The sequence below is a fragment of the Pseudogemmobacter sp. TB195 genome, from assembly GCF_058313095.1.
The window spans coordinates 79,640-105,144 of record NZ_JBZEGG010000002.1; the positions used below are offsets into that span (position 1 = coordinate 79,640).

Sequence of the window (25,505 nt, forward strand, 5' to 3'; positions counted from 1 at the left end):
GTAACATGGAACCTTGAGTCGTTTTGTTCCATCTCGCGGGCGGGGAGCGGCCTGATCGTGCTGCCGCATCGTGGCTGCCGCAAACTCGGGAAAGGGGCCATCCATGCGCAGTGCAGCAATTGCCATTCGGTGCAACAGGCGGCGGTGGGGATAGACATATCAGTAACGAGCCGAACCGTGTCGCGCATGCTCAGGCATTGCTGCGGACACTAGACGCGCTGCCCACGCTGGCTGCAATCGGAACTTCAGCGCTCTATCTCGAGGTCGATGGGCGTGCCGGGGAGACCCAGCGGTCAGGTAGCCTCGGGTCGAGCAGTAGCAGCCTTCTACATTATCACGCAGCGAGAGGTCCTGGCTAAGTAGCCAGTGTGAGAGCACTGTCCCGACTGAGTGACGCGGCCCGCAAATTATGAGGGATTTCGGCCGGACGAATTCTTGCAGCGCGGCGTTCTGCCTGGGTGGCCCAGATCGCGGTTTTTTTATGCAAAAACACTTTTCCGGGAACCGCCATAGCGCTCGGTCGTTAACTAAAGGGCAAAACTGCCCGTATTGATCCGACCGGCGCGGCGATGGCTGCTGTCGGAAAAATTTACGACCCCCCATCTGTCCGCCGCAGCACTTGCCGGCGCGACACATGAGCATACGAACTGTCAGCACGGGCAGCAGCCTCGGGGGCGCTACAAGAAGAGGGACAAGGATGACCACTCCACCCGACACGCCGCCGCGTGAGGACCAGGCTTTGCCCGATGGATCCCCCGCAGACCCCGACAGCACGCTTCCCGTTGATCCCGACGCCATTCCCGAACCCGAGGGCCTGACCCAGATCATCGAGACCGATTACCAGATCGGCCAGGACAATGTCGCTCCGCGCTATGTGCTGGAATTCGATTTCCACCAGAAAGTCTTTACGATATCGGCACTTGGCGTGGTGGGCTTCACCATCCTGACCATGGCCTTTCAAAACAGCATCGAGCCGGTCTTCACGGGCATGCGTGACTGGCTGACGGGCAATCTGGGCTGGTTCTTCCTGACGGCGGGCAATATTTTCGTGCTGCTCTGCCTGTTCCTGATCGTCTCGCCTTTGGGCAAGATCAGATTGGGCGGCCCCGAGGCGCGGCCCGATTATGGTTATGTCGGCTGGTTCTCGATGCTTTTTGCCGCCGGGATGGGCATCGGCCTGATGTTCTATGGCGTGTCAGAGCCGCTGACCCATTACACGGCGGCCTATAATGGCGTGACGGTCGGCGAAGACGGGCTGCGCACGGACTGGGCGCCCCTGAATGGTGCTGCCGGGGATACCGATGCCGCGCGCAGCCTCGGCATGGCCGCAACCATCTTTCACTGGGGCCTGCACCCCTGGGCGATCTATGCGGTGGTCGCGCTGGCTCTGGCGCTTTTCGCCTATAACAAGGGCTTGCCGCTGACGCTGCGATCCGCCTTCTACCCGATCTTCGGCGAGAAGGTCTGGGGCTGGCCAGGTCATATCGTCGATATTCTGGCGATTTTTGCGACGATCTTCGGGCTTGCAACCTCGCTCGGGATCGGGGCGCAACAGGCGGCGGCGGGGCTGGATCACCTGTTCGGCTTTGGCCAGTCCGACAGCCGCCTGATCATGCTGATCATCTTCATCACCCTGATCGCGATCATCTCGGTGGTGCGCGGGCTGGAGGGAGGCGTGAAGGTTCTCTCTGAAATCAATATGTTCCTGGCGGCGGCGCTGCTGGTCTTTGTGATCGCCCTTGGCCCGACGGCAGACATTTTCAGCGGGTTCTTCCGCAATCTCGGCGCCTATGCCACCAATCTGCCCGCACTTGCCATGCCCTTTGGCCGCGAGGACATCAACTTCACCGCGGGCTGGACCGGCTTCTACTGGGCCTGGTGGATCAGCTGGTCGCCGTTCGTCGGCATGTTCATCGCCCGGGTCTCGCGCGGGCGCAGCGTCCGCGAGTTCCTGATCGCGGTGCTGATCGTGCCCAGCCTGCTTTCCGTGCTGTGGATGACGGCGATGGGCGATACCGCCATCAGCCAGGTCGTGCGAGACGGCTTTACCGGCGCACAGGACGCAGCCCTTGAACTGCAGCTCTTCGAAATGCTGAGCCAGCTGCCGCTGTCGGCAATCAGCTCACTGATCGGGATCATTCTGGTGGTGGTGTTCTTTGTCACCTCGTCGGATTCGGGCTCGCTGGTGATCGACACGATCGCGGCGGGCGGCAAGACCAATGCGCCGGTTGTGCAACGCGTCTTCTGGGCCACTTTCGAGGGATTGATCGCCATTGCCCTTTTGCTGGGGGGCGGGCTGATCGGTCTGCAGGCGATGGCCGTTTCGACCGGCCTGCCCTTTACGGTGGTGCTGCTTTTTGCCTGCTACGCCATTCTGAAAGGGCTGTGGGACGAACCGCGATAAGGCAGCTCTCCAGGCTGCGGCGATCACTGCCGCAGCCTGATGGTCCGCTGAGGATGCTGCCCAATTCCCGGACAGGCAGTTTTGCGGATGGACCATCACGGCGATGTGAGTCTAACCTTGGTCATGCCCGCCGGATCCGGCGGGGCATTCCAACCCCCGAGATTTGCTGGGAGGCACGTATGAAAGTCTTTTCGCTCAAGGCCATGGCGGGCGCAGCCCTTGCCGTCGGTATGATGGTTCAGGGCGCTGCGGCGCAGGATATGCAATTCTTCCGCATCGGCACCGGTGGCACCGCCGGCACCTATTACCCGATTGGCGGGCTGATTGCGAATGCGATCTCGAACCCTCCCGGTTCACGCGCCTGTGAAGAGGGCGGCTCTTGCGGCGTGCCCGGACTGGTTGCGACGGCAGTGGCCTCGAATGGCTCGGTCGGCAACGTGAACTCGATCAATGGCGGCACGCTTGAGGCGGGCTTTTCGCAATCCGACGTCGCCTATTGGGCGCAGACCGGCACCGGCCTCTGGGAAGGTCAGCCCGCCGTTGAAAAGCTGCGCCTGATCGCCACGCTTTACCCGGAATCGATCCATCTGGTGGCGCGCAAGGATGCGGGCATCGCCTCTGTCGCGGATCTCAAGGGCAAGAAAGTCTCGCTGGACGAGCCGGGCTCGGGCACGCTGGTCGATGCCAAGATCATCCTTGAAGCCTTTGGCCTTTCGGAAGCCGACATCACGCCGGAATATCTGAAGCCCGATCAGGCCGCAGACCGGATGCGCGATGGCGCGATGGATGCCTTCTTCTTCGTGGGCGGCTATCCGGCGGGCGCAATTGCCGAACTGGCCAGCCAGCATGACGTTGTGATCGTGCCGATCTCCGGCCCGGAAGTGGACAAGCTGCGCGAAACCTACAGCTTCTTTGCCACCGACACGGTTCCGGCAGGCACCTATGACGGCCAGGAAGCCGATGTGGCGACCGTTTCGGTCGGCGCGCAGCTGGTGACCTCGGCTGACGCCTCGGAAGAGCTGATCTATGGCATCACCCAGGCGCTCTTCAACGAGACCACGCAGAAGCTGTTCGCGGCAGGCCATGCCAAGGGCAAGCTGATCACCCTCGACAATGCCGTCCTGGGTGCGGGCATCCCGTTCCATCCGGGCGCTGAGAAATTCTACAAGGAAGCCGGTAAGCTGCAGTAAGCGGCACGACATCCTGGTTCCCGAGGACGCGACCGGCAACGGCTCGCGTCCTTTTGCCTTAGTAAAACAATGATCCCGGGGGATATTGCATGAGTGGAGAGACCCGCCACCTTACCGACGCAGAGCTGAAGCGGCTGGAGGAGGATTACGATCCCGAGGCCCGTTTCCGAACGGTTCTGAAACCCGTGGCGATCCTCGCCGGGATTTTGATGTTCCTGCTTTCAGCCTATCACTTCTACACCGCTGGCTTTGGTATTCCGCGCAGAACGACCCATAACGGGCTGCATTTGGGCGTGTCGCTGTTCCTGATTTATCTCAGCTTTTCCGCCTTCAATGCGGGCCGTGAAAAGACCACCGGATTTGTGATCCTCGGCGTGCCTGTCACCGACTGGGTGATGGCTTTCGCGGGGGCGGTCAGTGCGTTCTATGTGCCCTGGGTCTATGATCAGCTGCAATTCCGCATCGGCAACCCCAATCAGCTTGATATCATCATGGGGTCGATCCTGCTGGTGACCCTTCTGGAGGGCGTGCGCCGCTCGATGGGATGGCCGCTGCCGGTGATTGCGCTTCTGTTCATCGGTTACGCCTATTTCGGTCAGTCGATGCCCGGCATTCTGGTGCATCCCGGCGCCGACTGGTCGGGGATCATCAACCACCTCTACCTTTCTTCGCAGGGCATCTACGGCACAGCGCTTGGCGTGATCGCGACCTATGTGTTCCATTTCGTGCTGTTTGGCGTGATGGCGCAGAAGATCGGCCTCGGGCAGCTGTTCATCGATCTGGCCACCGCGCTGACCGGGCGTTTCTCGGGCGGGCCGGCCAAGGTTTCAGTCGTGTCCTCGGCACTGCTGGGCTCGATCTCTGGCTCCTCCATCGCCAATACGGTGACGACTGGCGCATTGACCATTCCCGCGATGATCAGGATCGGCTTCAAGCGCCATTTTGCGGCGGCGGTCGAGGCCGCCTCATCCACCGGTGGCCAGATCACGCCCCCGGTCATGGGGGCCGTGGCCTTCCTGATGGTGGAATATCTGGGCATTCCGCTGCGCACGATCCTGATCGCGGCCATCGTGCCCGCCTTCATGCATTTCTTCGGCGTGCTGGTGCAGGTGCATCTGGAATCGAAACGCCTTGGCATCCGGGGTCTGACAAAGGAAGAGCTGCCGAATGCCATGAAAGTCCTGCGCGAGGGCTGGCTGGCCTGCCTGCCTCTGGTGCTGCTGGTCTGGATGCTGATGTCGGGCCGCACGCCCTTCCTCTCGGCCTTCTGGGCGATCACCGCCTGTATCGTGGTCTATGCCATCCAGCGTGTCATGGCGGCCGGACTGGCCGGGGGCGCGAAGGAATGGGTCGCCGGCATCTATGAGGGCTTTGTCTCGGGTGCGAAAAGCTCGCTTTCGGTCACCGCCGCCGCCGCCCTGGTCGGCGTGGTAATCGGGGTTGTTACCCTGACCGGCATCGGCTTCAAGATCGCCTTCATGGTGACGAGTGTGGCGCAGGGCTGGGCGGAATCGGTGCATGGATTCCTCGGCTTCCTGCCATTCGAGCTGTTCAGCCTGCAAACTCTCGCGCTGCTGTTCACCCTGTTCATGACCGCCGTTGTCTGCATCCTGATGGGCTGCGGCATTCCGACAACCGCGAATTACATCATCATGGTGGCCGTGGCCGCACCGGTGCTGGGCATGATGAATGTCGAGCCGTTGGTGGCGCATTTCTTCGTCTTCTATTACGGGGTGCTGGCCGATGTGACGCCACCTGTTGCGCTGGCGGCCTATGCGGCATCGGGGATCGCCGGGGCGAATGCCTTCAACGCCGGGAACACCGCCTTCCGGCTCTCGATGGGCAAAGCGCTGGTGCCCTTCATGTTCGTCTTCTCGCCCTCGCTGCTGCTGGTGACGCAGGACTTCACGATCCAGGCCTTCCTGATCGCCTTTACCGGTGCGGTCCTCGGGATCGTTGCTCTGTCGGCGGCAATCACCAACTGGCTGATGGGGCCTCTGTTGCGGATCGAGCGGATGCTGTTGCCCATCGCGGCGCTTCTGATGATCGCACCCGAACTGATTTCAACGATTATCGGAGCCGCCATTCTCGGTGCGGTGGCGTTGCGCCAAATTCTGGCTAATCGTTCCAGTGAGCCTGCATCAGAAAGCTGACACGAACGGAGCAACTGCGGCCCGGCTGTGAGTGCACCAGCCGCAGTTGCTCATCCTTGCCAGGGCCTTCCTGACCCTGGTGCGCCAGCAAACACCCGGTAAACACAAGGCCGCGCAGAGCAGGCTGCTGGGGCTGGGCCGCTGCTGAAATCGGACGGACGCCGATCGGCCGTGTATTACCAGCGCAATGACCTTGCTCCCATCACGGCACCCGTGATCGTGACAATGGCAATGGCGATGCCATACCAGGTGACAAAGAACAGCGGATTGTCCTGGGTGCAGAAGAGCGAGTAGCCTGTCGTGGCCCCTGCGGCGGCCGTCAGGCCGATAAGCCCCCCTGAGAGCCCTGGCTTTGTGGAGGCACCCTGCCGCAACACCCGCATGATGGCGACCGCCGGAATGATCGACAGCACGACAATCGCCCCCAGACATTCACCCACCGAGGCCGGGCTCACTTCGGCAAACCTCTCGGATGCGCTGCGCAGGGCATAGGCACCGCCCCAAAGTGCGGCTGAACAGGCCAAAGGCACGAGCAGCCAGCCACCAACCGGGGCCTGCGGGGTGGGACGTGCGAGGCGCAGCGCAAGCACGAATGACAGGACACAGAGCACCAGCGGCAGAACGGTCTTGAAGGGCACAGCCGGGTTCCTCCAGGCCAGCGCCAATTCGGGCCGAGGACCGATCACGATCAGAAACGCCGCAACAGGCAGCAGGATCGACAGGATCATGATCGCTGCAATCCGGCCCGGGCGGAACGGCGGCGGCGGCGGCCCATCGGCAAGGCGCGCAATCAGCGCATCGGTCGTCGTCATGGGGCATCCTTTCGCCCGAAACTGGCCAGGCGCTTCATCGCCCGGTGCAGCGTGACCCGCAGATTGACCGGCGTCATCTCAAGCCGGGCCCCGACATCGCCCTGCGGTTCCTCGCGCAGGGCAAGGGCGCGCACCACCTCGGCGGATCGCGGGTCCAGCTGGTCCAGCAGCCGGTCAACCTCGCGCCGGTCATCGCGGGCGGCCAGCGGATCGGCCTGATCTTCGGCGGGCAGGACATCGCTGTAATCCTCGATCGGCAGATGCAGGCTCATCCCGCGGCGACGATGGGCGTCGATCACCTTGTAGCGCGCAATGGCATAAAGCCAGGGCCGCAGGGGGGCGGCCGGATCCCAGGTCTGGCGCTTGAGATGGATGGCAAGAAGGATGTCCTGCACGATATCCTCATGTTGATCGGGCGGCAGGCTGCGGCCCCTGGCGCGGACAATGCCACGCAGGATGGGGGCAACCGCGCGCAGAAAGCGGGCATAGGCCTGACTGTCACCGGCATTGGCCGCCAGCAGATGAAGGGCCAAAGGGTCTTCGGTCGGGGTCATTGCCGGTCCCTTCGCAGCGCCTGGCCCGATTGTTACAGATGCCGCGACACGGGACAATGTTTTCCGGTTGTTTCAGGTGCCCGGGCATAAAAATCGCGTCCGGCGAACACCAAAGCGTGAACGGCGTAACAGAGCCGCAGGGCCTTGCGAATGGACCTTCCGAAGACCGGAGATGATCCGGATCCCCTGGAGGAGGCAGGACCATGCTGTCAGACCGACGTTCCTTTATGATCAGGCTTATGCTTGCGGGTGCTGCCGCGCCTTTGGCCCTGCGCGCTGGCACCGCAAGCGCCGCCGATGCGTTCCCGCTGACCCGCAGCGATGCAGAATGGCGCGAGATTCTGACGCCTGCCCAATATGATGTGCTGCGCCAACAGGGCACCGAGCGCCCCTATACCAGCGGGCTCCTGAAAGAGCACCGCAGCGGCACCTTTGCCTGCGCGGGTTGCGATCTGGCACTGTTTTCCTCGGCCACGAAATATGACAGCGGCACCGGCTGGCCCAGCTTCTGGCAGCCACTGGCCGATGCGGTCGGGACCGAAACCGACACGACCTTGCTCATGACCCGGACCGAAGTGCATTGCAGCCGCTGCGGCGGCCATCTGGGCCATGTCTTCGATGACGGCCCCCAGCCCACCGGCCTGCGCTACTGCATGAATGGCGTGGCCCTGACCTTCCACGCGGCCTGAGCCCTTCCCGGAGTGAAACCGATGCACCAGCCGATCCATCGCAGCCGCCGATCCGCCTTGCTCGCTCTGGCCCGTGCGGCCATGTTGGGGGGCGCGATCCTCTTGCCACAAAGTGCCAGCTTCGCCGCCGAGGGCGTGCAGATTGCCGCGCCCCAACTGGATGAGACCGCAAAAACCGGCACGGAAACCGCCATTTTCGCGGGCGGATGTTTCTGGGGCGTCCAGGGCGTGTTCCAGCATGTAAAGGGCGTCAGCTCGGCCACCTCGGGCTATATCGGCGGCACGGCCCGGGATGCCAGCTATGAGGTGGTCAGCCGTGGCACCACCGGCCATGCCGAAGCGGTCAGGATCACCTATGATCCGGCCAAAGTCAGCTATGGCGATCTGCTGCATATCTTCTTTTCGGTGGTGGCCGACCCCACGACACTGAACTACCAGGGCCCGGATCACGGCCCGCAATATCGCTCGGCGATCTTTGCCACGAGTGGCGAACAGGCGGATGTCGCCACCGCCTATATCGCGCAGCTGGCGGCGGCGGATGCGTTTCGCGCGCCCATCGTTACCGCGGTCGAGAAGGCCACCAAATTCTACCCGGCCGAGGATTATCATCAGGACTATCTGACCCTGAACCCGACCAGCCCCTACATTATCGACAATGATCTGCCGAAGGTCGCGGATCTGAAGGCCTTCTTCCCCGAAAGCTACCGCGCCAGCCCGGTTCTGGAAATGGACTGAGGCGCGGCCCGGCCGAACCCGCAGCCACCTGACGCAATTCCCCGCAAGGCGACACCGCCCTGCGCCGGTCGCCGCATGACCATCACGTTCCAGCCCCCCAAGTTCAACCCGCCGCTGCGCAAATCAGAAAACAGCCGCAGCGGCCCCCAACGGAGAGCCAACTATGATCCGCATTGTTGCCGCACTGGCTTTGTCTGCCGCATTTGCCGCCCCGGCTCTGGCCGAAGGTATGGCAGGCGATATGGCCTGCAAGGATTTCAGCGCCCTCGACCATGACGGGATGATGGCGGCAATGGAGGCCGCAAAGATGGCCCCCGACGTAATGGCCAGTGACGCCATGACCAGCGAAGATGGTATGATGGCGTCCGGGGATGCGATGGCCCCGGAAGGCGGCATGATGGCAGAAGATGACGCCATGGCCGCGCTGGTCAAAACCTGCGCCGATCATCCCGACATGATGGTCAAAGACGCGATGAAGCCGATGAACTGACCCCCCGCCGGCCCGGCACATCGCCGGGTCGGCCTCCTCATCCCGCAGGCAGGCACATCATGCAGATCACCGAGACAGACAGACCGGCCCCGCCGCCCTCCGGCGGACAGATGGTTGACCGGCACCGCCTGTCGACCCGGCTCTGGCATTGGACGAATGTCGTCACTTTCGTGATCATGCTGATGAGCGGGCTGATGATCTTCAACGCGCATCCCCGGCTCTATTGGGGCAAATACGGCGCCAACCCGGATTATGCCTGGCTCCAGATCGGGGCGACGCAGGCCAATACCGGCTATCTGCGTGTGGGATCCATTACGGTTGAAACAACCGGGATCCTCGGGCGCTGGACCGATGCGAATGGGCAGGCCCGCAACCGTGCCTTCCCGTCCTGGGCAACCCTGCCCCAAAGCTACAACCTGGCCGAGGCCCGGCGCTGGCATCTGACCTTCGCCTGGGTCTTCGCCCTTGGGATTGCGGCTTACCTCATGCGCAGCCTGTGGAACCGCCATCTGCAACGCGACATCCTGCCGACCCGCGACGAGCTGCGCCCCAGCCATATTTTTCATGATATCGGCGAACATGCGCGGCTTAGGTTTCCCAAAGGGCTGGCGGCCTTGCGCTATAACATCTTGCAAAAGCTTGCCTATCTTTCGGTTCTGATCGTGCTGATCCCCGGCATGGTGCTGACCGGCATGACCATGTCACCCGCGCTGAATGCCAGCATGCCCTGGCTGCTGGACCTCTTCGGCGGGCGTCAATCGGCCCGGTCGCTGCATTTCATTTTCGCCACCGGGCTGGTGCTTTTTGTGTTGGTGCATCTGCTGATGGTTCTGCTGGCCGGCCCGTTCAATGAAATCCGTTCCATGATCACCGGACGCTTCCGGCTTCCGAAGGAGAAACCCTGATGGCCCCCCTCCTCACCCGCAGATCGGTTCTGACCGGGCTTGGCTTTTCCGCCATCATCGGCGGCACGGCGGGCCTCGCCTTCAGCCCGAATTTTCGCGAGCTGGTCCTCGGAACCGGGGAAAATCTGGCCTATACGACCCACCGGATGATCGGCCGCAACGCCCTGGCCCCCGAATTCACCGAGGCCGATCTCTCGCCCGATTTCCGCACCAACGGCAATACGATGCCGAAATCTGACGACTATCAGCGCCATATGGATACCGGGTTTCCCGATTGGAGCCTGAAGGTCGACGGGCTGGTTTCCAGGCCGATGACATTTTCACTGGCGGCGCTGAAGGCCATGCCCGCGCGCGCGCAGATCACCCGCCACGACTGCGTCGAGGGCTGGAGCGCCGTCGGCAAATGGACCGGGGTGCCGCTGGCAAGCGTCTTGTCGCAGGTCAGTCTTTTACCCGCGGCGCGCTTTGTCGTGCTGCATTGCGCCGATGATTTCAGCGGCAATGCCTATTACGAAAGCATTGATCTGGTCGATGCCTTCCACCCCCAGACCTTGCTGGCCCATACGATGAACGACCAGCCGCTGTCGGTCGGCCACGGCGCGCCCCTGCGGCTGCGGGTCGAGCGGCAGCTGGGCTACAAACAAGCCAAATATATCATGCGGATCGAAGTGACCTCGACCCTCGCCACGATCGGCCTGGGCAAAGGTGGCTTTTGGGAGGATCAGATTGGCTATGACTGGTATGCAGGCATCTGACGGAGTTGACAGATGATACCATGCTCTGGTGCCCTCTCGAAAACTGAAGTGGCGCTTACTGCCTGAGGTCCAAAACCTTGCCCGCTGTAACTTCCCGCCCGGGGCGTACCGCGTGACCTCAAAAACGATCCATCCGGCTACCAGATGATCGGCAAGTCTTTGGCCTGCTGACTGAAGCCAGACATGTTTATCACCAGGATCACCATCCTCCTGAACCCGGACTTCGAGACCTGCCAAAAGCTCCGTATAGCTGCGCTTCTCGCCTCAGGCATGACAACGACAGTGCCGTGCTCTGTCTCTTCGGGATCGCCGCAGGCGCGACGGTCCTGATTTGATCTCCCTCGCGGCAGCAGCCATGTCTGACGTTCCCGCTCCCTTGCGCGGCGCCCCGGCCCATCGCATGATCGGGTGAACAGCCTGGAGCCAGGATGACCTCTGAAAATACCCGCGACCAGATCTCGGACCTGATCCTGCGGGTCGCCCTTCGGGATCGGAATGCGTTCGACCGTCTCTATACTGCCACCTCGGCGAAACTTTTCGGCACCTGTCTGCGTGTCTTGAAAGACCGGGCGGAGGCCGAGGAAGTGGTGCAGGAGGTTTTCATCAAGATCTGGCTGAAGGCGGATCGGTTCGCGGTGACCGGGCAAAGCCCGATGTCCTGGCTGATTGCTGTTGCCCGTCACCTGGCCATCGACCGGCTGCGCTCAAGGCGCGAGACGGCCAGCGGTATGGATGATGCGGCGCTGGAGATCCGCGATCCGGCACCGGGACCGGAGGCCCGCGCGGTTGCGGCCGGAGAGCGGCGGCAGCTTGACGGCTGTCTTGATGAACTGGGGGGCGACCGCGCCGATGCAGTTCGCCGCGCCTATCTCGATGGGGACAGCTATGCCGATCTGGCGGCCCGCCATGACGTGCCGCTGAACACGATGCGAACCTGGCTCAGGCGCAGCCTGATGCGGCTGAAGGAGTGTCTGCAAAGATGAGCGACACCGATATGGATACTGACTTCACCGAAGGCGGCGATGACCTTCTGGCCGCCGAATACGTTCTGGGCGGATTGTCAGCGGCGGATCAGGCAGATCTGACCCGCCGTGTCGAGAGCGACGCCGCTTTCGCCCGTCTCGTCGCCGAATGGGAGGAGCGGCTGGCGCCAATGGCCGAGGGCTTTGTGCCCGCAAACCTGCCACCAGTGGTCAAACGCGCGCTGGATCTGCGGCTGTTTGGTCAGCCCCCGGCCCGGAAAGGCTTCTGGTCCAGCCTTGCGCTCTGGCGCGGGCTGGCGGGTGCTGCGACTGCGGCCTTCCTTCTGGCCCTGGCGCTGCCAGCCTTGCGCCCCGCCCTGCCGCCCAGTGACCGGCTTGCGGCCTCGCTGACGGCCGAGGGCAGCAGCGTGACCTATCTGGTTCTCTACGATTCCGCGACCGGCAGCGTCAGCCTTGCCCATATGACCGGCGATCCGGTCGAAGGGCGCGACTTCCAGCTCTGGATCGCGCGGGGCAGCGAGGCACCGGTCTCGCTTGGCGTGATCCCGGCGGGCGTCTCGACGCGGGTGCCCGTCACCTCTGACCAGATCCGTGCGCTGATGACCACCGCCGCCCATATGGCGATCAGTCTTGAACCACCAGGAGGCTCGCCCACCGGGCAGCCGACCGGGCCTGTGCTGGCCGTGGGTGACCTGCTCGACATCTGACGCCGGAAGGAAAATCAGGCCCGCGCGAAAAAAATCGCGCGGGCCTGAAACTTTCTGAAACCGCCCTCCGTGTCTTCTTCCGTCCCCCGATCAACGGGCAGACATTTCCGGGAGGAAGTCAGATGAAGACCCTTACCAAAGCTCTCGTCGCAGGCTGTTTCGCGCTGGCCACCGCTGGGGCTGCGCTGGCACAGGACAATCCCATGGTCGGCGGCGCCGCCATGTTCGCCGACAAGAATATCGTCGAAAACGCGCTGAACTCGGCCGATCACACCACGCTGGTGGCCGCCGTGCAGGCGGCCGGACTGGCCGAGACCTTGCAAGGCGAAGGGCCGTTCACGGTCTTTGCCCCCACCAATGCCGCCTTTGACGCCCTGCCCGCCGGCACGATCGAGACGCTGCTGAAGCCCGAAAACAAGGACATGCTGGTCAAGATCCTGACCTGCCATGTCGTCGGCGCCAAAGCCATGGCCGCCGATGTGCAGAAGATGGTGATGGACGATGGCGGCAAGCATGTGATCGAGACGCTGGGCGGCTGCAAGATCACCGCCGAGGCCAAGGACGGCATGGTTACCCTGACCGACGAGACTGGCGGCGTGGCCAAGGTCACCATCGCCGATGTCGTGCAGTCGAACGGCGTCATCCATGTCATCGACAAGGTTCTGCTGCCGAAGGGCTAACCCCTCCGGCACGGCCCGGGCCATGTTTCGCGCGGTCTCTCCCTCCCGCACGGATATGGCCCGTTATTGCCGGGCTCCCGGCGAAACCCCAACCAAAGAAGGACCTACCCCATGAATACGATCAAATCGGTCACCGCCGGCCTGCTGCTTTCGGCTTTTGGCCTCCCTGCCATGGCGGCCACTGTCGTCGGCCTTTCGGGCGAGAATGAGCTGCACTGGCTCGACACCGAAAGCTGGACCCGCACCGGTGGGATTACCGTGACAGGCGTCGAGGGGCGCCTGCTGGGCATTGATGTACGCGCGGCCGATGGAATGCTCTATGGCGTCTTTGCCGATGGAACACTGGCAAGCATCGATCCGAAATCGGGTGTGGCGACCAAAGTCAGCACCCTGACCACGAAACTGGCCGATGGGGTTTCCGCCACGGTGGATTTCAACCCGGTTGCCGACAAGCTGCGGGTGATGGGAAGCGACGGCACCAGCCTGCGGGTGACGGTTGAAACCGGCGAAGTCGTGACGGACGGCAGCCACGCCTACGAGGATGGCACCGCGCCGAACATCATCGCCGGAGCCTATACCAATTCCTACAAGGGCACCGAGAAAACTCAGCTTTTCAACATTGACGGTGCCGCCGGCTGGCTGGTCCTCCAGGATCCGCCGAATGAAGGCAAGCTTAACGCCGTGGGCGAGATCGGCGTCAAGCCAACCGAGGCCGGGTTCGACATCGCCTCGAACGGCAAGGGCGGAAATGAGGCCTGGCTGGTGGTCGAGGGGGGCTTCCACTCGGTCAACCTTGAAACCGGCGCCACCACCGAAGTTGGCAGGATCGAGGGAGCGAATGTCCGCGACATCGCCATCCTGCCCGCGATGTAATTAGCCAGTTCTATAGTTCAGTTCTGGACGAATGACGCGGCCCGGAGCTTGAGGCTTCCGGGCCGCCTTGTAGTTCCCGGGCGCAACCTGTGAGTACTGCACCCATGCCAAAAGTCAGCTTTCGGGAAAGCTGCACTGCGGCATCCTCAGAGCACAAGGGACCACTATGGGCCCCGCGCTCCTGGTCGTTGCCCTGCCGGACCATGCTCGCAGGTCGACAGAAAGTAGCGGTTTGGGGAAGCTATACCGCATGGTGTTCTTCTCTCAGAATATCAGCTTATTGGTCAGCGTGTCTTTCGTCGACCTTTGAATAGGATGATCGCCATTGCCGCTTTGCTGGATGCTGGCAACCTTTGACCAGGACGCCGAACCGAGCCACGTCCTGCCCCCTGCAGGTGATGCAAGACAGCATGAGGGATCATCCCGGTTGCCATTGGCCTGAACTACCCAGAAACCGGGATCAATCTGAACTTTTCGAAGCTGGCCGCTTGTTTCACGGCTTCCGGCTGCTAGCGTTATGATGCTGAGGGGGGGACCAGCTTGGCATTGAGGGGTGCGTGGTTTCGCATCTAGGGGGGATATCATGACATTTCTGCTGGCGCTTTCGCGCGCAATTGACGGTGCCAATACACTGATCGGAAAAGCGGTGTCATGGCTGCTGCTTGCGGCCATTCTGATCAGCGCTATCAATGCGGTGATCCGTAAAGTCTTTTCCACAAGCTCGAACGCCTGGCTCGAGTCGCAGTGGTATCTGTTTTCCGCCGTCTTCCTGATTGCGGCCGGATACACGCTTCTTAACAATGAGCATGTGAAGGTCGATCTGATCTACGGCAAGCTGTCGCGCAAAAAGCAGCTCTGGATCGATATTTTCGGCACGATCTTCTTCCTCATGCCGTTCTGCCTGATCACCATCTACCTCTCCTGGCCGGTATCCCTGCAAAAACTCGCCTCGGGTGAGATGTCGAACAGCCCTGGCGGCCTGATCCAATGGCCCGCCTGGATGCTGATCCCGGTCGGTTTCACATTGCTGGCAATCCAGGGCCTCTCGGAACTGATCAAGCGCATCGCGATCTTGCGCGGCGACATTCCCGATCCGGTCGCGGCGGCTGACGCCGAAGCTGCAGCCCTCTGACGCGAGAGAGAAAATCATCATGGCATTCATTGCTGAAAACCTCGCGCCGATCATGTTCATGGCGCTGATCGTCATCCTGTTGCTGGGCTATCCGGTTGCTTTTGCGTTATCCTTTGTCGGCTTCGGCTTTGGACTCGTGGGCATCGAGCTCGGCCTTTTGCCCGCCACGCTTTTTCAGGCCATCCCCGACCGCATCTTCGGGCAGATGTCGAATGAGACGCTGCTCGCGATCCCCTTCTTCACCTTCATGGGGCTGATATTAGAGAAAAGCGGCATGGCCGAGGATCTGCTCGACACAATCGGGCAGCTTTTCGGGCCGGTGCGCGGTGGACTTGCCTATGCGGTGATCTTTGTAGGCGCACTGCTGGCGGCAACGACCGGCGTGGTCGCGGCCTCGGTGATTTCGATGGGCCTGATCTCGCTCCCGATCATGCTGCGCTACGGCTATGACCGCAAGATCGCGGCGGGCGCGATTGCTGCATCTGGCACGCTCGCACAGATCATTCCTCCCAGCCTCGTTCTGATCGTTTTGGCCGACCAGCTCGGCCGTTCGGTTGGCGATATGTACAAAGGCGCGCTGATCCCCGGTCTGATGCTGGTGGGGGCCTATACGCTTTTCATCATGCTGACCTCGATTTTCAGCCCGACCAAAGTGCCGGCGCTGCCGCCCCAGGCGCGCACCCTGCGCGGGGGCAAGCTGCTCTTGAAGGTGATCACCTCGCTGGTGCCGCCGCTGGTGCTGATCTTCCTTGTGCTGGGCACGATCTTCCTTGGCATTGCGACCCCCACCGAGGGCGGCGCGATGGGCGCGGTCGGCGCGCTTATTCTGGCCGCGATCAACCGCAAGCTGAACCTCGGCCTGATGCAGCAGGCGCTTTACGCCACGGCGAAGCTTTCGACCTTCGTGCTGTTCATTCTGCTGGGCGCGCGGATCTTCTCGCTGACCTTCTACGGTGTTGACGGGCATATCTGGGTCGAGCATCTGATGACCTCGATCCCGGGCGGTGTGATCGGCTTCCTGATCGTAGCAAACCTGCTGGTCTTCTTCCTGGCGTTCTTCCTCGATTACTTCGAGCTGGCCTTCATCATCGTGCCGCTGCTGGCGCCGGTGGCCCATGCGCTTGGCATCGATCTGATCTGGTTCGGAGTGATGCTGGCGATCAATATGCAGACCTCGTTCATGCATCCGCCCTTCGGCTTCTCGCTGTTCTTCCTGCGCTCGGTGGCACCGACCCGTGCCTATAAAGACCGCGTGACGGGGTCGACGATCCAGCCGGTGACATCAACACAGATCTATCTGGGGGCGATCCCGTTCCTGTGTATCCAGCTGGTTATGGTCGCGATTGTGATCGCCTTCCCGGGCATCGTGACGCATTACAAATCGGGGGTGGTCGCGGCCGATCCTTCGACCATCGAGCTGAATGTGCCCATGCCGGGCGCGGGCCAGGGGGATGATCCTTTCGCCAATCCCTTCGCCACCCCGGGCGATGCCGCCCCGGCCTTCGGCGCCCCCGCATCCGGTGCCGCCCCGTCCTTTGGCGCCCCGGCGCCCTCGTTCGGCGCGCCTGACCCTCAGCAACCCTGAGCGAAACATGGTCTTTCCCTTTGCCCGGGGAAAGACCGTCCCAATCGGGCGCGTGCCCGGACAATCTGCAGGAGGAGGAAAAACATGACGAATTCAATGGATCGCAGACGCTTTCTGTCGCGCGGCGGGATCGCAGGGGCGGCAGCGGCCGCCACCACGGCGGTTCTTGCCTCGCCGGCTGTCGCGCAGGAGCTGCCCGAAATCCGCTGGCGCCTGACCTCGGGCTTCCCGAACAACCTCGACACCATCTATGGCGGCGCTGTCGTGATGGCCGAGGCCGTGAAGGCGATGACCGGCGGCAAGTTCCAGATCCAGGTCTTCCAGGCCGGTGAGCTGGTGCCAGGCCCTCAGGCCATCGACGCCGTGCAATCGAACACGGTCGAAATCGCCCATACCTGCGGCTATTATTTCACCGGCAAGAACCCGACTTTCGCCATCGGCTCGACCATTCCCTTCGGTCTGAACGCCCGCCAGCAAAACGCCTGGCTCTATCATGGCGGCGGCAATGAGGCCTATAACGAGTTCCTCTCGGCCTATGGCATCATCGGGGTCCCCGGCGGCGCCACCGGCACCCAGATGGGCGGCTGGTATCGCAAGGAAATCAACAGCCTCGCCGATATCAGCGGGCTGAAAATGCGCATCGCCGGTGTGGCGGGCCAGGTTATGGCCAAGCTGGGCGCCGTGCCGCAGCAGCTTCCGGGGGGCGATATCTACCCGGCGCTTGAGCGCGGCACCATCGACGCCGCCGAATGGGTCGGCCCCTATGATGATGAAAAGCTCGGTTTCTACCAGATCGCGCCCTACTACTACTATCCGGCCTGGTGGGAAGGTGGTCTGACCATCCATTTCTACATCAACAAGGCGCAATATGAGGCGCTTCCGGCGGAATATAAGGCTGCGCTCGACACCGCCTGCAAGGCAGCAAACATCAATATGCAGGCGCTCTATGATGTGAAGAACAAGGATGCGATCCGCTCGCTCGTCGGCAAGGGCACCCAGCTTCGCCCGCTGCCGCGCGACGTGATGGATGCTGCCTATAAAGCGACCTTCGAGCTTTATGGCGAATATACCGAGCAATATCCGGAATGGGCCAAGATCTATCCGGGCTGGAAGAAATTCCGCGACGAAAGCTATGAGTGGTTCCGCGTCGCGGAATACACCTATGACAGCTATGCCTATGCGATGCAGGCCTCGGGCAACTGACCCTCAAAACCAGGCTCCCGGGTGGCGACATCCGGGGGTTTTCGCATCAGCGCTCCAGCAACCCATTGTCCAGCGCATAGCGGGTCAGCCCCGCCGTGGTCGCGATCCCCAGCTTGCGCTTGATGTTCTTTCGATGCGTCTCGACCGTATGTTCCGAGATTTCCAGAAGCGCAGCCGTGTCACGGTTGCTTTTGCCGCCGGCGATCAGCAGCAAAACCGCCTGCTCGCGGGTGGTCAGCGGCTGGCGCGCATCGCCCGATGGCCCCATCAGTGAGGCGCGCACCCCTTCCGAGAAATAGGTGCCGCCTGCTGCCACCGTCTCGATGGCGGTGACGATCTCTTCGGTCGCGACATCCTTCAGGATATAGCCCGCCGCCCCATACATCACCGAGGTCGATATATATTCGCGGCTGTCATGCATCGAGAGCATCAGGATCCGCGCTGCGGGCAGCTTTTCCTTGAAGAGTTCCAGCGCGTCGATGCCGTTCATCTGCGGCATATTGATATCCATCAGGATCACATCGGGACGGGTCTCTAATGCCAGTTCCAGTCCCAGCGGTGCGGAAAGCGCGGTGCCGGTGACCTCGATCTGCGCATAGGTTTCCAGGATCGCGCGCAGCCCATCCAGCACCAAAGGGTGATTGTCGATCAACACTGTGCGGATAGGCACGCTCATTCGGCTGCCTCGCGCCAGGCAAAGCCGCGATCCTTCATCGTGCTGATTGGCAGAATGGCCCGCAGCACCGTCCCCCGGCGTGAGCTTTCCACTTCCAGCCTGCCGCCGAAATGGGTCATCCGCTCCTCCATATTCCGCAGGCCGAGGCCACCGGCGGCGCGGGTATCACCGTCACCGGCCGGGAAGCCATGGCCATTATCTGTAATCTCCATCTCAACCTTCGAACCGCTGCTGGCAAAGCGCAGATTGACCTGCGTCGCCCCGGCATGGCGTTCGATATTGGTCAGCGCCTCCTGCGCCACACGGTAAAGCGCGACCCGCGCCTCGGGCACCAGCATATGCTTGAACGCCACCGATTCCAGCGTCGTGGCAATCCCGGTCCGTTCCGAGAAATGCGCAATCAGCGCCTCCAGCGCGGCGGTCAGGCCAAGATCATCAAGCACCCTTGGCCGCAGGTCATGCGAGATCCGTCGCACCTCCTTGATCGCGTCATTCAGCGCATGTGCCCCCTTGCCGATGGCCTCGACCGCTGCTGCATTCTCCGCCGGCACTTTGCGGCGGGCAAGGTCGATGGCAAAGCGAACGCCGACCAGGTTTTGCGAGATGCCGTCATGCAGCTCACGCGCAATGCGCAGGCGCTCTTCCTCCTGGGTATCGATGATGCGTTGTGCCAGCTCCTTCAGCTTGCCATCCGCCATGCGCTGCTGGCGGCGGTTCAGGGTCATACAGGTGGCAAAGACGATCAGCACCGCCGGCACCGCGAAGAGCGCCACGATCAGGAATGTCTGCCCGATTGAACGGCGCAGCTCGGTCTTGGCGGCGGCGGTGGCGACGAAAACATCATCGAGGTAAACGCCGGTGCCGATCATCCAGCGCCATTTCTCCAGCCCGACCGCAAAGGACAGCTTGTCGACGGTCTCGCCGGTTGAGGGCTTTTCCCATTTATACTGAAACAGCCCGCCGCCCTCTTTCGCCTTGCGGATCAGCTCGAAAATCACCCGGTTGCCATCCGGATCGATCAAATCCAGCCAGTTCAGGCCTGGCCGAAAAACCTGGCGGGGATGCACGACATTGATGCCGTCATAGTCATAGACAAAGAAGTAACCGTCCTCTCCATAATCGAGGCTGCTGAGGATGCGCTTCACCTCGGCCTTGGCCGCCTCGTCGTCGGCACCGGCCTCGTCATAAACGGCGCGGATGGCGGATATGGCCAGGTTGGTGAGGTTCAGAAGTTCGGTCTCTTTCGCAGCCAGCATATTGCGTTCGAACGCTGCGATGCTGGTGCGGGCAAGCGTCAGGGATTGCCAGGTGATCAGACCGGTAATGGCCAGGATGGCGAAGACCAGCGGCCCGACGGCAAGCGCGAGGATCTGATTACGCAGCTTCATGCCGTCCCCTCTCTCTCAGCCTCTGACGATCACCATATGAAGAAAGCTGCCGCCATACCAAGCCCGACCAGCGTGATGAACAGCCGGAGTGCCGCCATATTGGTGATGCGACGCCCCAGATGCGCTCCGACAAAGCCGCCGACTGCACAGGAGACACCCAAAATGATCGCCGGCTGCCAGGCAATCAGGCCCGCCGCGCTGTAGGTGACAACTGAAACCAACGAAAGGATGGTGGAGAGCAGGTTCTTCAGTCCGTTCATCTCATGCAGATTGGTGAAACCCACGAACCCAAAAGCCGCCAGCAGCATGATCCCAAGCCCGCCGTTGAAATAGCCGCCATAGATCGATACAGCCAGCAACAGCCCGAGCGAGGCGGCGAGCGGAAGCGCCTTGCCCTGGCCCAACACATGGCGCACCAGCCAGGGTCCGGCCGCAAAGACCAGTGTGGCAAACAGTAAAAGCCAGGGAACGATGGCCGAAAAGGTTTCCTTCGAGGTCACCAACAGCAGCAATGCCCCGACGAATCCCCCGATCACTGCCATGATGATCATCGCCAGAAGGCTCACCGGCCCCGCGGCGCGAATGTCTTTTCGAAAACCCCATGTGCTGCCGATATAGCCAGGAAGGGCTGCAAGTGTCGCGGTGGCATTCGCCATAATCGGTGGAATGCCGATGAAGACCAGCGCAGGGAAGGAAAGAAAAGTGCCTCCCCCCGCAACCGCATTGAGCGCGCCCGCGCCAAGCCCGGCGAGCACGAGAAGAATATAATCCACCTGAGGTCTCCTCCCAGAGTTCTGACGCTTATGGCATTGCGTGATCGCTTTTGCCACAGACAGAGCACGCGGAGAAACCATATGGCCGATTTGTACTTCGCTGATTTTCAGCGCCCTGTCCAAAAGGTTCGACGGGGCGCTCTTCCGCATCACTCACATGGCTCTGGCGAATTTTTCTGCTCCAACAATCGAATGGCAGCATTCGGGAATGCGGCAATGCAGCGCCGCGGGAAGTCGACCGTCCGTTATGGGCCGAGGGTGTGTCAAAACCCGTTGGCATGCTACGATTTCTCGGTGGCGGGAGATCAGCATGGTCGGTTTCATCGAGGGCGTTCAGCGCAGCCAGACGGTGCTTTTCCCGGAGCGGCTGGAGGACTGGATCGGCGCGGATGACCTTGTTCGCGTCGTCGATCTGTTCGTCGATGAGCTTGACCTGTCTGGCCTCGGTTTCGTGCGGTCGATCTCCGCGCGCACCGGGCGGCCGGGGTATCATCCTGCGGTGCTGCTGAAGTTGTTCATCTATGGCTATCTGAACCGGATCCCGTCGAGCCGCAGGCTGGAACGTGAAGCGGGCCGCAATGTCGAGGTGATGTGGCTGATCGGCAGGCTCGTGCCGGACCACAAGACCATCGCCGAATTCCGCCGCACGAATGGCCCCGCAATCCGCAGGACTTGTGCTCAGTTCGTGGAGCTATGCCGCCGGATCGGCGTGCTGAAGGGCGATTGCGTCGCCATTGACGGCAGCAAGTTCAAGGCCGTCAATAACCGCGATCGCAACTTCACCAAAAACAAGATCGCCTGCCGTCTTGCCCATCTGGAAGCCGATGTCGAGCGCTACATCAACGAGATGGTGCGCCTCGACCGCCAGGAAGCGGGCGAGGCCCGCAGCGAGAAAGTGCTTCACCTTGCCCGCCGCTACGGCCGTATCCGGCAGGAGATCGCGCGGCTGAAGGCTATGGACAAGGCGCTGGCCGATGCCCCGGACGGACAGATTTCCCTGACCGATCCGGACGCCCGCGCGATGGCGACGAGCGCCCGGCACAGCGGCATGGTTGGCTACAATGTGCAGACCGCCGTCGATACCGGGAGCCATATCATCGTCACCCACGAGGTCACGAACCAGGGCTTCGACCGGGACCAACTCAGCCCAATGGCGATCGCAGCCAAGGATGCTCTTCAGCGCGAAGACCTGCATGCCATCGCCGACAAGGGTTATTTCAGCGGCCACGAGATCCTCGCCTGCCATGAGGCGGGCGTCACCACGACCGTGCCGCGCCCGGCCACCTCGGGCAATGCGGCCAAAGGCATGTATGTGAAGGGCGATTTCGCCTATGACGCTACACGCGACGTCTATGTCTGCCCGGCGGGCGAGGAACTCATCTATCGCTACACCACCGAGGAGCGCGGCGTTCAGGTCCGGCGATACTGGATCAACGAATGCCAGACCTGTCCGCTGCAAAGCCGATGCACTACCGGCACGGAACGCCGCATCACCCGATGGGAGCATGAGCATCTGATCGACGCGATGCGCGAAAGACTGAGCCGGGATACAGACCCGATGACCCTGCGCCGCTGCACCGTCGAGCACCCTTTCGGCACGATCAAGGCCTGGATGGGGCACACCCATTTCCTGATGCGGAGGCTGAAGAACGTCCGCACCGAAATGGCGCTGAACGTGCTGGCCTACAACATCAAGCGGGTGATCTCCCTGATCGGCATCGGGCGCCTGATGCAGGCCATTCCGGCATGATCAGGGCGCAGCCGTCCCACCTCCGGCGTGCTGCTGCGCTTTGCGACGCCCTCCGAGCCGGCCCTGGCCATCATACGCGCGACAGGACGATCTAACGCCGATATTCTGGGCAGCACGAAAATCATCCTCAGACAGGCCACGCCACCGAGTTTTGACACACCCTCGGCCGGCCTCGCCAGTCGTGGCCAGCCGCAAGGCTGAGGGCTCCAACCTGGCGGTTGCTGTGCCGCAGCATGTCGCTCCGAGCCCAAAGCCGCCCTTGCCCCCTTAAGAATGTTCTCTTAAAGTTCCTGTGAGCAGCATGGGAATCGCATGTCGATATCAGCGAGCAGCACGTCCCGGGACCGCATTCCCTTTGCCGTTGTCTCGATCATCCTGACGGTCTTGGCGTTGTCTCTCGGGGACGCCCTCATAAAGATGACCAGCGGCAGCTTTGTCATCTGGCAAATCTTCGTTCTCCGGTCTCTGATCTTGCTTCCGATCCTGACGGGCTTCGCCCTCTCGCTGGGGAGCCTTCGTGTGCCTGCGGCTATAGGTTGGGTCACACTGCGAAGCCTGATGCTGATTGCCATGTGGGTGTGCTATTACCTGTCCCTGCCGAAGCTTTCACTCTCCGCAGCGGCGGCGGCCTATTACACGCTTCCAATCTTCATCACCCTGTTCTCGGCCATTTTCATTGGGGATCGGATCTCGAAGATTGGATGGTTCGCGGTTGTCTTCGGCTTCCTTGGCGTTCTACTGATTCTTCGACCGAAAGCTGGTGATTTCAACGTCTATGCCCTTCTGCCACTGATTTCCGCCATGCTGTATGCGGGGGCCATGATCGTGACGCGAACCCGATGCCGTGATGAACATCCGTTGAGCCTATCCCTGGCTCTGAACATCGGCTTCATCATCGTCGGAGGTGTTGCTGCTGCAATCATAATTCTCCTGCCGATGGATCTGAGGCAGGGTTTTCTGCTGGCGCCATGGACGCCAATGGGGAAAGCCGAGTGGATATCGATGGGGCTTCTCGCCGCCGCCATTCTGATCGGCAGCGTCGGTGCGGCCATCGCATATCAGAACGGCCCACCCGCTATGATCGGCGCGTTCGACTTCGCTTACGTTGGATTTGCCGTGATCTGGGGCATCGTGTTCTTCGATGAAACGCCCGACCTCATGGCGTCCATCGGTATGATCATGATCGTCGGGGCGGGGGTGCTGTCCTTACGTCAGTGAACGGCAGCCATGTCCCGCATAGCCGCCACCGCTCGTCCGGTCCAGCGACAGTGGCGAGGTCAGGCCGTCAGGATCGACATGAAGAGCCGTTTGCGGAAGTTGAGGCTGGCCGCAGCAAGGCAGGCCGGTCGCTTGTGCAGCGGAAACGCGGCCCAAAGCTGCCTATCGGCCTCAACCAATTCTGCGTGGCCGCGTTGTCGGAAGCCACCCCTGTGGCACGATCAGTTGAGCACGATACGGGTCAGCTTGTCGGGATTGCGTGTAGTGTAGACGCGGGTGATGCGACCGTCCTCTATCTCCAGCGCGGTGGTCTGGATCTGGTCCCCCATTCGCCAGACATATCCGGGAAGGGCGTCGATCAAAGTGAATTGTACGAATTCCATCTCGTCCCCCCGCTTGCGCGACAGGCTGGTGAACATCCGCAGCAGCTTCTGCGCGCCCTCGATCAAGTTAAGCACGTTGTAGACCTTGCCGCCGCCGTCCGAATGCAGCACCGCGCCTTCGGCCAAAAGACCGGACAAGGCCGCCGCATCGCCCGTCTTGCAGGCTTCGAAGAAGGCACGGGTCAGGTCTTCCGCTGCCTCTCGCTCTACCTTGTAGCGCGGGCGGTCGATATGAACATGCGCCCGCGCGCGCACCGCCAGCTGGCGCGCCGCTGAAGGTGAGCGGTCGAGGGCCAGCGCCACCTCATCGAAAGACTGGCCGAAGACGTCATGCAGAAGAAAGGCCGCACGCTCCAGCGGGGACAGTCGCTCCAGCGCCATCATCAGCGACAGGGTCAGGTTATCTGGGCGGTGATCGGCATCCTGCTCTTCGATCAGCGGTTCGGGCAGCCAGGGGCCGGGGTAGCTTTCGCGCCGGTGCCGGACCAGGCGCATCAGGTCCAGACAGAGGCGCGACACTACCCGGTTCAGCCAGGCCGCCGGGTTGGCGACCTGCGCATGATCGGCGGCCTGCCAGCGGATCCATGCTTCCTGTACCACATCTTCCGCCTCGGCATGCGAGCCCAGCATCCGATAAGCAAGACGCAGCAGCTGGGGCCGCCGCGTCTCGAAAATCTGCAGGTAAACGTCAGGCGACACGGGTGCGCTCGGCCGGAAGCTCGGTGGCATGGGCCACGCGGAAAGCGATCTGGGTCCGGTTCCACAGGTTGATCGCCGCGATGGCGAAGGTCAGGTATGCCGCCTCATCCTCGGAGAATTCCGCGCGCAGCGCCTCCCAGTCCGCATCCGGCGTGTGGCTCTGAGCAACGAGCGTCACTGCCTCGGCCCAGGCCAGTGCCGCCCGTTCGCGCGGCGAGTACAGCGTACTGTCCTGCCAGCCCGCCAGCATGTGCAGCCGCAGGTGGGTTTCGCCGTCCTTCAGCGCCTCGGACGCGTGCGTCTGCAGACAGAAGGCGCATCCATTGAGCTGGCTGGCGCGCATTTTCACCAGATGTAGCAGTGCGGGCTCCAGGGGACCCTTGCGCAGCTCGGTCTCGAAGGTGACCAGTCCGTTGAAGGCTTGGCCGATGCGTTTGAAATGGTCGGTCATCCGGGGGGTCATCGCTCTCTCCTTTTGCAACTGACACCCCCATGACGGTCGAGGGAAGGCGGTTGTGACATCGGCTAGCGAAAAATCTGCCCCTCTTGCCCAGTTTCTACAAGTTGGCTCCCCGCCCAACGGGCCGCTTTGGCGAAGACGGTGCGCCTTCATCTGCCGCACCTGCAAAAGGCAGCTTCGTCCCACATCGCTACCGTCCTGGCCGGGCGTTCGCTGCAGAGCAAGTCGAACGGCAGCTACCGGGGATGCGGCAACGCAGCAAATATCGAGGCCGACCGTCCGCAAAGGGCCGAACGCTTTCACACCGT

General features: G+C 62.1%; 24 protein-coding genes. 17 read left to right on the forward strand and 7 right to left on the reverse strand.

Annotated features, from left to right (window positions below; translation table 11 throughout):
* Window positions 1-697 precede the first annotated feature (697 nt).
* From AC4FS3_RS03410 to AC4FS3_RS03420, 3 genes are all read left to right on the forward strand, one after another.
* Window positions 698-2,404, forward strand: coding sequence for a BCCT family transporter (locus AC4FS3_RS03410; RefSeq protein WP_491019388.1), 1,707 nt, complete (start codon window positions 698-700; stop codon window positions 2,402-2,404).
* Between the two features lie 179 nt (window positions 2,405-2,583).
* Window positions 2,584-3,594, forward strand: coding sequence for a TAXI family TRAP transporter solute-binding subunit (locus tag AC4FS3_RS03415; protein ID WP_491019389.1), 1,011 nt, complete (start codon window positions 2,584-2,586; stop codon window positions 3,592-3,594).
* Between the two features lie 89 nt (window positions 3,595-3,683).
* Window positions 3,684-5,747, forward strand: coding sequence for a TRAP transporter permease (locus tag AC4FS3_RS03420; protein ID WP_491019390.1), 2,064 nt, complete (start codon window positions 3,684-3,686; stop codon window positions 5,745-5,747).
* 176 nt (window positions 5,748-5,923) lie between these two features.
* Here AC4FS3_RS03420 and AC4FS3_RS03425 read toward each other — a convergent pair whose 3' ends face one another.
* Both AC4FS3_RS03425 and AC4FS3_RS03430 read right to left on the reverse strand, forming a co-directional pair.
* Window positions 5,924-6,559, reverse strand: coding sequence for an NrsF family protein (locus AC4FS3_RS03425; RefSeq protein ID WP_491019391.1), 636 nt, complete (start codon window positions 6,557-6,559; stop codon window positions 5,924-5,926).
* Window positions 6,556-7,113, reverse strand: a complete 558-nt coding sequence (locus AC4FS3_RS03430; protein WP_491019392.1) for a sigma-70 family RNA polymerase sigma factor — start codon at window positions 7,111-7,113, stop codon at window positions 6,556-6,558. Before AC4FS3_RS03430 ends, AC4FS3_RS03425 begins: the two co-directional genes overlap by 4 nt.
* A gap of 203 nt (window positions 7,114-7,316) precedes the next feature.
* Here AC4FS3_RS03430 and msrB point away from each other — a divergent pair, with 203 nt between their 5' ends.
* The 12 genes from msrB to AC4FS3_RS03490 all read left to right on the forward strand — a co-directional run bounded on the left by msrB (window position 7,317) and on the right by AC4FS3_RS03490 (window position 17,850).
* Window positions 7,317-7,802, forward strand: coding sequence for a peptide-methionine (R)-S-oxide reductase MsrB (gene msrB, locus AC4FS3_RS03435; protein WP_491019393.1), 486 nt, complete (start codon window positions 7,317-7,319; stop codon window positions 7,800-7,802).
* A gap of 21 nt (window positions 7,803-7,823) precedes the next feature.
* Window positions 7,824-8,537: a peptide-methionine (S)-S-oxide reductase MsrA gene (gene msrA, locus AC4FS3_RS03440; RefSeq protein ID WP_491019394.1), complete on the forward strand. Its 714-nt coding sequence runs from the start codon at window positions 7,824-7,826 to the stop codon at window positions 8,535-8,537.
* 163 nt (window positions 8,538-8,700) lie between these two features.
* Entirely contained in the window at window positions 8,701-9,027 is a 327-nt protein-coding gene (locus AC4FS3_RS03445) for a hypothetical protein (RefSeq protein WP_491019395.1), read from the forward strand.
* Window positions 9,028-9,137: 110 nt separating this feature from the next.
* Window positions 9,138-9,932 carry a cytochrome b/b6 domain-containing protein gene (locus AC4FS3_RS03450; protein ID WP_491019396.1) on the forward strand — a complete coding sequence of 265 codons (795 nt, stop codon included), beginning with the start codon at window positions 9,138-9,140 and terminating at the stop codon, window positions 9,930-9,932.
* Window positions 9,932-10,687, forward strand: a complete 756-nt coding sequence (locus AC4FS3_RS03455) for a molybdopterin-binding protein (protein WP_491019397.1) — start codon at window positions 9,932-9,934, stop codon at window positions 10,685-10,687. The genes AC4FS3_RS03450 and AC4FS3_RS03455 overlap by 1 nt, the downstream gene beginning before the upstream one ends.
* Before the next feature lie 428 nt (window positions 10,688-11,115).
* On the forward strand, window positions 11,116-11,670 hold the full coding sequence (locus AC4FS3_RS03460) for a sigma-70 family RNA polymerase sigma factor (protein ID WP_491019398.1): 555 nt from the start codon (window positions 11,116-11,118) through the stop codon (window positions 11,668-11,670).
* On the forward strand, window positions 11,667-12,377 hold the full coding sequence (locus AC4FS3_RS03465; RefSeq protein ID WP_491019399.1) for an anti-sigma factor: 711 nt from the start codon (window positions 11,667-11,669) through the stop codon (window positions 12,375-12,377). Before AC4FS3_RS03460 ends, AC4FS3_RS03465 begins: the two co-directional genes overlap by 4 nt.
* Before the next feature lie 122 nt (window positions 12,378-12,499).
* Window positions 12,500-13,057: a fasciclin domain-containing protein gene (locus AC4FS3_RS03470; RefSeq protein ID WP_491019400.1), complete on the forward strand. Its 558-nt coding sequence runs from the start codon at window positions 12,500-12,502 to the stop codon at window positions 13,055-13,057.
* A 111-nt stretch (window positions 13,058-13,168) separates the two neighbouring features.
* On the forward strand, window positions 13,169-13,930 hold the full coding sequence (locus tag AC4FS3_RS03475) for a DUF4394 domain-containing protein (RefSeq protein WP_491019401.1): 762 nt from the start codon (window positions 13,169-13,171) through the stop codon (window positions 13,928-13,930).
* 583 nt (window positions 13,931-14,513) lie between these two features.
* Complete coding sequence (locus tag AC4FS3_RS03480; RefSeq protein ID WP_491019402.1) at window positions 14,514-15,062, forward strand: TRAP transporter small permease subunit; 549 nt, start codon at window positions 14,514-14,516, stop codon at window positions 15,060-15,062.
* Window positions 15,063-15,078: 16 nt separating this feature from the next.
* On the forward strand, window positions 15,079-16,647 hold the full coding sequence (locus tag AC4FS3_RS03485; protein ID WP_491019534.1) for a TRAP transporter large permease: 1,569 nt from the start codon (window positions 15,079-15,081) through the stop codon (window positions 16,645-16,647).
* 96 nt (window positions 16,648-16,743) lie between these two features.
* On the forward strand, window positions 16,744-17,850 hold the full coding sequence (locus AC4FS3_RS03490) for a TRAP transporter substrate-binding protein (protein ID WP_491019535.1): 1,107 nt from the start codon (window positions 16,744-16,746) through the stop codon (window positions 17,848-17,850).
* A 46-nt stretch (window positions 17,851-17,896) separates the two neighbouring features.
* Here the strand turns inward: AC4FS3_RS03490 and mctR are convergent, their stop codons facing one another.
* From mctR to AC4FS3_RS03505, 3 genes are read right to left on the reverse strand one after another with little or no spacing between them, the layout of a single operon-like run.
* Entirely contained in the window at window positions 17,897-18,526 is a 630-nt protein-coding gene (gene mctR / locus AC4FS3_RS03495; RefSeq protein ID WP_491019403.1) for a two-component system response regulator MctR, read from the reverse strand.
* Entirely contained in the window at window positions 18,523-19,914 is a 1,392-nt protein-coding gene (gene mctS, locus AC4FS3_RS03500) for a two-component system sensor histidine kinase MctS (RefSeq protein WP_491019404.1), read from the reverse strand. Before mctS ends, mctR begins: the two co-directional genes overlap by 4 nt.
* 29 nt (window positions 19,915-19,943) lie before the next feature.
* The gene (locus AC4FS3_RS03505; RefSeq protein WP_491019405.1) at window positions 19,944-20,687 is read right to left on the reverse strand and encodes a sulfite exporter TauE/SafE family protein; all 744 of its coding nucleotides are present in this window, start codon (window positions 20,685-20,687) and stop codon (window positions 19,944-19,946) included.
* 310 nt (window positions 20,688-20,997) lie between these two features.
* On the opposite strand from AC4FS3_RS03505, the gene AC4FS3_RS03510 reads away from it, so the two are divergent.
* Both AC4FS3_RS03510 and AC4FS3_RS03515 read left to right on the forward strand, forming a co-directional pair.
* Window positions 20,998-22,437, forward strand: a complete 1,440-nt coding sequence (locus AC4FS3_RS03510; RefSeq protein WP_491019406.1) for an IS1182 family transposase — start codon at window positions 20,998-21,000, stop codon at window positions 22,435-22,437.
* A gap of 312 nt (window positions 22,438-22,749) precedes the next feature.
* On the forward strand, window positions 22,750-23,655 hold the full coding sequence (locus tag AC4FS3_RS03515; protein ID WP_491019407.1) for a DMT family transporter: 906 nt from the start codon (window positions 22,750-22,752) through the stop codon (window positions 23,653-23,655).
* Between the two features lie 221 nt (window positions 23,656-23,876).
* Here AC4FS3_RS03515 and AC4FS3_RS03520 read toward each other — a convergent pair whose 3' ends face one another.
* A complete protein-coding gene (locus AC4FS3_RS03520) occupies window positions 23,877-24,737 on the reverse strand; it encodes a sigma-70 family RNA polymerase sigma factor (RefSeq protein ID WP_491019408.1) in 861 nt (286 codons plus the stop codon).
* Complete coding sequence (locus AC4FS3_RS03525; RefSeq protein WP_491019409.1) at window positions 24,727-25,200, reverse strand: carboxymuconolactone decarboxylase family protein; 474 nt, start codon at window positions 25,198-25,200, stop codon at window positions 24,727-24,729. Before AC4FS3_RS03525 ends, AC4FS3_RS03520 begins: the two co-directional genes overlap by 11 nt.
* Window positions 25,201-25,505: the final 305 nt, after the last annotated feature.